At 70.3% G+C, this 8,687-nt stretch carries 7 protein-coding genes; 3 read left to right on the plus strand and 4 right to left on the minus strand.

Annotated elements, in window-relative coordinates; translation table 11 throughout:
• Positions 1–50: 50 nt before the first annotated feature.
• The 3 genes from MYF83_RS16975 to MYF83_RS16985 all read right to left on the minus strand — a co-directional run bounded on the left by MYF83_RS16975 (position 51) and on the right by MYF83_RS16985 (position 3,547).
• A complete protein-coding gene (locus MYF83_RS16975) occupies positions 51–908 on the minus strand; it encodes a carbohydrate ABC transporter permease (RefSeq protein WP_248961364.1) in 858 nt (285 codons plus the stop codon).
• The gene (locus MYF83_RS16980; protein WP_248961365.1) at positions 905–1,774 is read right to left on the minus strand and encodes a carbohydrate ABC transporter permease; all 870 of its coding nucleotides are present in this window, start codon (positions 1,772–1,774) and stop codon (positions 905–907) included. The genes MYF83_RS16975 and MYF83_RS16980 overlap by 4 nt, the downstream gene beginning before the upstream one ends.
• 489 nt (positions 1,775–2,263) lie before the next feature.
• A complete protein-coding gene (locus MYF83_RS16985) occupies positions 2,264–3,547 on the minus strand; it encodes an extracellular solute-binding protein (protein WP_372500175.1) in 1,284 nt (427 codons plus the stop codon).
• Positions 3,548–3,802: 255 nt separating this feature from the next.
• Here MYF83_RS16985 and MYF83_RS16990 point away from each other — a divergent pair, with 255 nt between their 5' ends.
• From MYF83_RS16990 to MYF83_RS17000, 3 genes are all read left to right on the plus strand, one after another.
• The gene (locus MYF83_RS16990) at positions 3,803–4,819 is read left to right on the plus strand and encodes a LacI family DNA-binding transcriptional regulator (RefSeq protein WP_248961367.1); all 1,017 of its coding nucleotides are present in this window, start codon (positions 3,803–3,805) and stop codon (positions 4,817–4,819) included.
• A gap of 134 nt (positions 4,820–4,953) precedes the next feature.
• On the plus strand, positions 4,954–5,178 hold the full coding sequence (locus tag MYF83_RS16995) for a Gfo/Idh/MocA family oxidoreductase (RefSeq protein ID WP_248961368.1): 225 nt from the start codon (positions 4,954–4,956) through the stop codon (positions 5,176–5,178).
• Positions 5,179–5,253: 75 nt separating this feature from the next.
• Entirely contained in the window at positions 5,254–7,266 is a 2,013-nt protein-coding gene (locus MYF83_RS17000) for an erythromycin esterase family protein (RefSeq protein ID WP_248961369.1), read from the plus strand.
• 21 nt (positions 7,267–7,287) lie between these two features.
• Here MYF83_RS17000 and MYF83_RS17005 read toward each other — a convergent pair whose 3' ends face one another.
• Positions 7,288–8,574, minus strand: coding sequence for an MFS transporter (locus MYF83_RS17005; RefSeq protein WP_248961370.1), 1,287 nt, complete (start codon positions 8,572–8,574; stop codon positions 7,288–7,290).
• Positions 8,575–8,687: the final 113 nt, after the last annotated feature.

The following is an 8,687-nucleotide window of genomic DNA, read 5'->3' on the forward strand; positions in this document are numbered from 1 at the left end:
TGGTCAGAGCCGTACAGGCCGTGAAAGCTCGGAATACCGTGGGACGCGGGTCAGCCCTTTGTCGCTCCCGCGGTCAGGCCGCCGATGAGCTGGCGCTCCGCGACGGCGTAGAACGCGAGGGCCGGCACCATCGCGAGAACGACGTAGGCGAGGATCCGGGCGGTGTCGGAGGAGTACTGGCCGTAGAACTGCTGGACGCCCAGCGGCAGGGTCCACCAGTTGGGGTCGTTGAAGATGACCAGCGGCAGGAAGAAGTTGTTCCAGCTGGCGACGATCGCGAGGACCGACACGGTGGCCAGGGCCGGCCGTGCCATCGGCAGCAGGATGCGCCAGAAGAAGCCGAAGGCGCTGCAGCCGTCGATCGTCGCGGCCTCCTCCACCTCGCGGGGGATGGTGCGGAAGAAGGCCCGCAGGATGATGATCGTCAGCGGCAGCCCGAAGGCCGCCTGCGGCAGGATCACGCCGAAGGGGTTGTCCAGGAGCCCGAGGGTCCGCAGCAGGACGAACAGCGGCAGGATCGCCACGGCGAAGGGGAACATCAGCCCCATCGCGAACAGCGTGTACAGGAACTCCCTGCCCCTGAACGCGAACCGGGCGAACACGTACGCCGCCATGGCTGCCAGGCTGACGAGGATGACCGTCGTGGCCAGCGCGACGAAGAGGCTGTTGACCAGCTGGCGCCAGAACGAGCTGGAGAACAGCACCTCGGTGTAGTTCTCCGGGACCCACGGCGAGGGCAGGCCGAAGGGGTTGGTGGAGAGCTGGCTCGTGCTCTTGAACCCGCCGACCAGGGCGAACAGGAGCGGGATGACGATGAACGCGCCGAGCACCAGCACGACCGAGTGCAACGAGATGGTGCGGAGCCAGGTGAAGCGGGAGCGTCCGTGGGCCTTGGCGTGCGCGGTCATCGCTGGTCTCCCATGGTGGTGATGGCTCCTTGGGTGTCGCGGCGCATGACGAACCGCTGGTAGCCGAGCGCGAAGACGAGGCTGATGAGGAACATCACGACGCTGATGGCGCTGGCGTAGCCGATCTGGGTCCGCTTGAAGCCGAACTGGAACATGGTGACGGCCATGGTCTCGGAGGAGTGGACGGGCCCTCCGCCGGTCAGCACCCACACCAGGTCGAACAGCTGGATCGAGTAGATGATGGACAGGAAGACGCTGATCCGGATCGTGGGCCCGAGCAGCGGCAGGGTGACGTAGCGGAACTGCTCCCAGCTGGAGGCGCCGTCGATGGCCGCGGCCTCGCCGAGCTCCTTGGGGATGCCCTGGCGCCCGGCCAAGTAGAGGATCATGTGGAAGCCGAAGTACTTCCAGGTCATGACCAGGAACAGCGACATCATGACGGTGGAGGGTTCGGCCAGCCAGCTCGACTGCAGCCACTCCAGGCCGATGGCGCCGAGGATCTGGTTCGCCAGCCCCTCGTCCGGCGACAGGATCATGGTGAACAGCACACCGGTGATCACTTCGGACAGGACGTACGGGGCGAAGAACAGCAGCCGGTAGAACGCCCGGCCGCGCATCTTCTGGTTGAGCAGCATGGCGATCGCCAGGGACAGCGGGAGCTGGATCGTGATCGACAGGATGATCAGGACCGCGCCGCGCTGGAGGTCGCCGATGAAGACCTCGTCGGCGAACATCCGGGTGAAGTTGTCGAGCCCGATCCAGTTCTCCGGCAGGCCGCCGAGGCCGTTCCACTTGAAGAAGCTCGTGTACACGGCCACGGCGATCGGCGCCAGGACCAGCAACCCGAACAGGACGAACGCCGGCAACAGGAACAGGGTTATCGTCGCCAGACCCCTGAACCGGCGACGACGGGCGGAGGATACGGCCGGAGGGCCGGCTCGGCGGGGCATACCCGCGGTGGTCTTCGGCCGATCGGTCAGCGCGGGTCGTGTCATCGTCTTCCCTCAGCGTGGAGCCCCGGGCGCAGCCCTGCGGAAAGGCGGCACGGCGCCGCCTGGTGATGGGTGAGATGCCGCGCACGCGGCAGCGTGAGGTGCCGCGGGCGCGGCGGGGTGTGGTGCCGCGGGCACGGCGGGGTGTGGTGCCGCGGGCGCGGCGGCCGGGGACACCGCCCCCCGCCCCCCCGCTAGGGATCCCCGGGGGGCGGGGGCCCGGGGGGGGTTGGGGGCCGCGGGGGGGGGGGGGGAACCCCCGCCGCCGCGCCCGCGAGATGGGATGCCCGGGGGGCCGGGCCGCGTCGCGGCCCGCCACTGCTCTCGGCGTGCGTGGTTCCCACTTCGATGTCCGCGCCTTCGCTACTCGGACTTGGCCGTCTGGGTGATGGCCTGCGCGACCTGCTCGGGGGTCTTGGAACCCGCCATGAGCGCGGCGACGCTGTCGTTGACCTCCTGGCCGACCGCGGGCGGGTAGGCCTGGTCGAGGTAGAGCTGGAACCCGGACGCTCCGGCGAGCGCCTTGGCGACGACGGAGAGGTTCGGGTCCTTGACCGCCTCCTCCTCGCCCTTGAGCACGGGCAGGACGGCGCCGGTCTCCACCGCCTGGCGGTGGATCTCCTTGCTGGAGATGAACTTCAGGAAGTCCACGGCCGCGGGCGGGGCGTTGACGCCGACCGCGTACCCGCCGCCGCCGCCGAAGGCGTCCATCGCGGAACCCTTGCCGCCGTCGACCGCGGGGAAGCCGAAGAAGCCGAGCTTGTCGCCGATGCCCTTGCCGGCATCCTTCTCGACGGTCGGAGCCCACTGGCCCATCAGCTCCATGGCGGCCTTGCCGTTGCCCATGGTCGCGGCCTGCCCGTCGGGCGTTCCGTAGCCGGCCCCGAGGAAGCCCTTCTGGAACGGCTGGAGGTCGACGAGCTCCTTCAGGCGCACGCCGGCCGCGATGAAGTCGGGCTTGGTGAAGTCGTCGTCGATGGCGGCCTGCCTGAGGGCGTCCAGGCCGGCGATGCGCATGGCCAGGTAGGCCCAGTAGTAGTGGCCGGGCCACTTCTCCTTGCCCGCGAGCGCGATCGGGGTGACGCCGGCGGCCTTGAGCTTCTTGACCGCGTCGAGGAACTCGGTCCAGGTGGCGGGCGGCGCGGTGATGCCGGCCTTGGTGAACAGCGCCTTGTTGTACCAGAAGCCGACCATGCCGATGTCACTCGGAATGGCGTAGGTCTTCTGGTCGAACTGGTAGGCCTGCAATGAGGCGGGCGTGAAGTCGGCGATCCAGGTCGCGGCGTCGGAGGAGAGGTCCTTGACCAGCCCGGCGTCGATCTGCTGCTTCAGGACGCCGCCACCCCATGTGGAGTAGATGTCCGGAGTCTTGCCCGACTGGGTGACCGTGGCGAGTTTGGCCTTGAAGGCTTCGTTCTCGATGGGTACGTTCTTGATGGTGACGTTCGGGTGCGCGGCCTGGTACTCCTTGACCTTCTGCACCCAAAACGACTTCAACGGCTCGGTGGTAGAGATGTTCCACCACTCGACGGTGACCTTGCCTGCGGAGGTCGACCCGCCCGTCGCGTTTCCCGTGTTCGTCTGGCCACCGCAGCCTCCGACGAGCAGCGCGGCCGCCGCCATTAACACCACACTTCGCCGACTCAACGACATCTCCGTGGTTCCCTTCCTCACTTACGCACCCGCTGCGAGAGCTACGGACTCCGCGCCGAGAACTTCTGAAAGTTTCTTTGGCACCCCCGAATATTTCGTGACCCGGAGAGTACGTAAACCCCGTGTAACACGTCAATAGCCAAGCGGGGACGGGTTCGCGATGACCAGGACAGCATGACGTGCCCAAGGACGGCAGGAACAGTGCGCCCGGCGAGGAAATTCCGAAAGCTTTCGGATACACTCCGTCGCATGTCAGCGAAGAGGCGGGTCACCATCGCTCTGATCGCCGAGGAGGCCGGAGTCTCGGTCCCGACGGTGTCCAAGGTCGTGAACGGGCGCCCCGAGGTCGCGCCCGAGACGCGCCGCCGGGTCGAGCGCCTGCTCCATGAACACGGATACCGGCGGCGCACGGGCCAGGGGGACGGCCCTGTCGGGCTGATCGACCTGGTCTTCGCCGAGATCGAGAGCCCGTGGGCCATGGAGATCATCCGCGGTGCCGAGACGGCCGCCCGCGAGGCGGAGGCCGCCGTGGTGGTCTCGGTGCTGCACACCCACTCCGGCCCCGGCCGCGACTGGCTCGACCGCATCGCCGCCCGCCGCACGGACGGCGTGGTCCTGGTCGCCTCGCGGCTGACCCGCCGGCAGCACGGCCAGCTCCTGGCCCGTTCCATCCCGTTCGTCATCGTCGACCCCGAGGGCGAGCCCGCGCCCGACGTCGCCTCGGTGGGGGCGACCAACTGGCACGGCGGCCTCGCGGCCACCCGCCACCTGCTCGAGCTCGGGCACCGCCGCATCGGGATGATCGGCGGGCCGCCGGAGATGCTGTGCAGCCGGGCGCGCATCGACGGCTACCGCGCCGCCCTGGAGACCGCCGGGGTGGCCGTGGACCCCGAGCTGATCCGCTACGGCGACTTCCTCGTGGACTCCGGCCACGTCCACGGCAAGGCGTTCCTGGAGCTGCCCGATCCGCCCACCGCCATCTTCGCGGGCAGCGACATGCAGGCCTTCGGGGTGTTCGAGGCCGTGCGGCGGGCCGGGCTGCGCGTCCCGGACGACCTCAGCGTGGTCGGCTTCGACGATCTGCCGCTGGCGCGTTCGGCGTGGCCGCCGCTGACCACGGTGCGCCAGCCCCTGGAAGAGATGGCCGCGCTGGCCACGCGCATGGCGCTGGAGATCTCGCGGGGCGATTCTCTGGAGACCCGCCGGGTCGAGCTGGCCACCGATCTGCTGATCAGGGACAGCACGGCCGCGCCGCGCCCGCGGTAGCCCATTTCCGCCGACGCGAAACTTTCGCCGCCCGTTCTCCCGGAGGCGCAGGATCTTGACGTGGGCGCCAAGTCGTCCTAGTTTCAGGGCACGAAAACTCTCGTAAACGTTCTGAAAAGTTTCGGAGGGTCCGGGTGCCCAGACGAGCGCGAGTCGCCATCGTCGGAGCCGGAGGCATCGCGGGCATCAGTCATATGCCCGCACTGGCCGCCGAACGCCATCGCACCGATGTCGTGGCCGCCGTCGACGTCGACGGGACGCGTGCCAAGGCGTTCAGCGCCGACCACGGCATCCCGCAGGCCTACACCGGCCGCCCGCTCCGCCAACAATCAGCAGGGGTGGATTTACGGGCGGTATAGCGCCGTTTGGGCGATTTAGCGGCCGGGTAGGGAATGGCGGGGCCATCCGAGGACGATTCGGAGGAGGCGACGACCATGTCGGACCGGGTCTTCCAGGACAGGCGCGAAGCCGGCCGGATCCTCGGAGGTCTCCTGCGACGGCACCGCGGCCGGCCGGGGCTTCTGGTCCTGGCCCTGCCGAGGGGCGGCGTGCCGGTCGCCTACGAGGTCGCCCTCGCCCTCGACGCCCCGCTCGACGTCTTCCCCGTCCGCAAGCTCGGCGTTCCCGGACACGAGGAACTGGCGATGGGGGCCATCGCGGCCGACGGGATGGTCGTACTCGACGAGGACGTCGTACGCGCCATGGAGATCCCCGCCGAGGCCGTCCAGGAGGTCGTCCAGCGGGAGGGTCGTGAGCTGCTGCGCCGCGAGGAGGCCTACCGGGAGGGGCGCCCGCCGCCCCGCCTCACCAGCACGATCGTCGTGCTCGTCGACGACGGCCTGGCTACCGGCTCGAGCATGCGCGCCGCGATCGAGGCCATCTGGCCGCATCTGCCCGCCGAGATCATCGTCGCCGTGCCGGCCGCGTCCGCGTCCACCTGCCGCGAGCTGGAGTCCATGGTGGACCACGTCGTCTGCGCCACCACCCCGTCGCCCTTCCTCGCCATCGGGGACGCGTACTGGGACTTCACCCAGGTCACCGACGAGGAGGTGCGCGACCTGCTGCGCGCCGCGGCCCGGAAGCGGCCCCCGGTGGGCGAGGAGGTCCCGGCCGACGTCGCGATCATCCGTTCCGAGGCGATCCCGACGCAGGACGGCGTGCCCACCGACGACGTCCTGTTCGACCTGGTGGGCGACGCGCGGTTCGTCCTGATCGGCGAGGCCTCGCACGGGACGCACGAGTTCTACGAGGCCCGCGCGCACATGACCCGGCGGCTCATCGAGAGCAGGGGGTTCTCCGCCGTGGCGGTGGAGGGCGACTGGCCCGACGCCTACCGGGTCAACCGGTACGTGCGCGGCCGCGGCGGCGACGAGAGCGCCGAGGAGGCGCTGCGCGGCTTCCGGCGCTTCCCCACCTGGATGTGGCGGAACTCCGCGGTGCTGGACTTCCTCGGATGGCTGCGCCTCTACAACGACGAGGGCGCGGGCGACGAGCGCGCGAAGGCCGGCTTCTACGGGCTCGACCTTTACAGCCTGCACGCGTCGATCCGGGAGGTGATCGCCTACCTCGAACGGGTCGACCCCGGCGCGGCGGCCCGGGCCCGCGAGCGCTACTCGTGCTTCGACCACCGCGCCGGCGAGGACGGCCAGGCGTACGGCTTCGCCCCCGCCTTCGGAGCCGGCGAGAGCTGCGAGCGGGAGGTCGTCGAACAGCTCGTCGACCTGCGGCGCAACGCGGTGGAGTACGCCCGCCGCGACGGGCTGCTCGCCGAGGACGAGGTCTTCTACGCCGAGCAGAACGCCCGGGTGATCCGGGCCGCCGAGGAGTACTACCGCACGATGTTCGGCGGCCGGATCTCCTCCTGGAACCTGCGCGACCGGCACATGGCGCACACCCTGGACGCCCTGGCCGACCACCTCGGCCACCGGCAGGGCCGGCCGGCGAAGATCGTGGTGTGGGCGCACAACTCCCACGTCGGCGACGCCCGGGCGACCGAGGTCGGCGCGCGCGGCGAGATCACCATCGGCCAGCTCGTGCGCGAGCGCCACCCGGGCGACTGCCGCCTCATCGGCTTCACCACCTACAACGGCACCGTGACGGCGGCCGACGACTGGGGCGGTCCCGCGGAGCGCAAGAGGGTGCGGCGGGCGCTGCCCGACTCGGTCGAGGAGCTGCACCACCAGGCCGGCAGCAAGGAGTTCATGCTGCGTTTCGACGCCGCGCCGCGCGGAGGCGAGGCACTGCGCGGGGCGCGGCTGGAGCGGGCGATCGGCGTCATCTACCGGCCGCACACCGAGCGGCGGAGCCACTACTTCCGGTCACGCGTGTCCGAGCAGTTCGACGCGGTGATCCACATCGACGAGACGCGGGCCGTCGAACCTCTGGAGCGCACCGCCAGGTGGGAGGCCGGCGAGGAGGTCCCGGAGACCTACCCCTCGGCCCTGTGACCTCGCCTCCGTCCGCTCCCGTCAGGGAACGGAACGGATCTTCCACACCAGTGCCGCGCCGAGCAGGGTCAGCGCGGCGGCGGTGAGGTAGAGCACAGGGTAGCCGCCCAGCCCGGCGACGATCGGGCCCGCGATCACCGGGGCGAGCACCTGCGGGCCGGAGTTGGCGATGTTGATCACGCCGAGGTCCTTCGCCCGGCCGGCGGCGGCGGGCAGCACCTGGGTGACCAGGGCGTTGTCCACCGACAGGTAGATGCCGAAGCCCACGCCCATGATCACGGCGGCGGCCATGACCACCGTCCAATGGGGCCAGCAGGCCATCATCACCGCGGGGACCGCGCTGATGACGCCCGACACCGTCACGAGGGTCTTGCGCCGGCCCAGCCGGTCGGAGACCACGCCGCCGACCACCGCGGTCAGCACCACCACGGCCGTGTAGATCAGGATCAGCACCAGCAGGCCGTCCTCCACCTTGCTCCCGGGGAACAGCCGCTCGTAGCCGACCTCGTCGGTGAGGAAGTACAGCAGGTAGAGCAGGACGATCGCGTTGCCGAGCTGCATGAGGAACCGGGTCAGCCAGGCCCAGGCGAAGTCGGGATGGGCGCGCGGGCTGATCCAGAACCCGCGCAGGAACGAGCGCGCGTCGAAGGCCGGCCGGTGCGCCACGGGCAGCGGGGCGTCCGGCGTGGTGAGCACGAACGGGAGCACGCACAGCGGCACGAGGGCGCCGATCAGCAGGTAGCCGGACGCGGTGGTCGTGACGACCATCGTCACCAGCACGACCGCCAGCACCACCCCGAGCGTCTGCGGGATGCCGATCCACCCCGACACCTCACCGCGCTGGCCCACCGGGACGTGGTCGGGGACCCCGGCCGTCAGCGCGGCCTGCATGGTGTTGAGCCCCGCCTGCGCGAGGCACCAGCCGATCATGACGCCGACGACGGATCCCTGGAAGCCCAGGAACACCAGGCCGAGACCTCCCGCGATCGCTCCCAGCAGCGTCCACGGGTGACGCCTGCCGAACCGGCCCACCGTACGGTCGGACAGGGCTCCCGCCACCGGGTTCAAGATCATGGCCACGGCGGCGCCGACGCCGGTCACCCAGGCGAGGGCGGCCTCCTTGCCCGCCGGGTCGGCCGCCGCGATCTGCTGCGGCAGCAGCACCTGCAGCGGGCCGAAGTAGGCCATCCACAGGCCGAGGTTCGCCAGCGAGATGAAACCGATCCAGCGCGGGCCCACCCGCCTGACGGGCTCGGCGAGCGCGACGGGGAGATCATGCGGCGGCGTGACGGGGGGGACGGTACTCACCAGCGCGGCTCCTAGTAACGGGCGTGCCCGGATCGTAGTAGCCCCGCCCCTCCCAATAAAGACCCATTTCCACCGCCAGCCCCCGGCCACGCCCAGCCCACTCCCCCCACCCA

The sequence above is a fragment of the Sphaerisporangium perillae genome (genome assembly GCF_023276435.1).
Taxonomy (GTDB): Bacteria; Actinomycetota; Actinomycetes; order Streptosporangiales; family Streptosporangiaceae; genus Sphaerisporangium; species Sphaerisporangium perillae.

Coding starts and splice junctions, on each gene's coding strand:
- MYF83_RS16975 (WP_248961364.1), bottom strand. CDS start 908: ATGACCGCGCACGCCAAGGCCCACGGACGCTCCCGCTTCACCTGGCTC.
- MYF83_RS16990 (WP_248961367.1), top strand. CDS start 3,803: ATGTCAGCGAAGAGGCGGGTCACCATCGCTCTGATCGCCGAGGAGGCC.
- MYF83_RS17000 (WP_248961369.1), top strand. CDS start 5,254: ATGTCGGACCGGGTCTTCCAGGACAGGCGCGAAGCCGGCCGGATCCTC.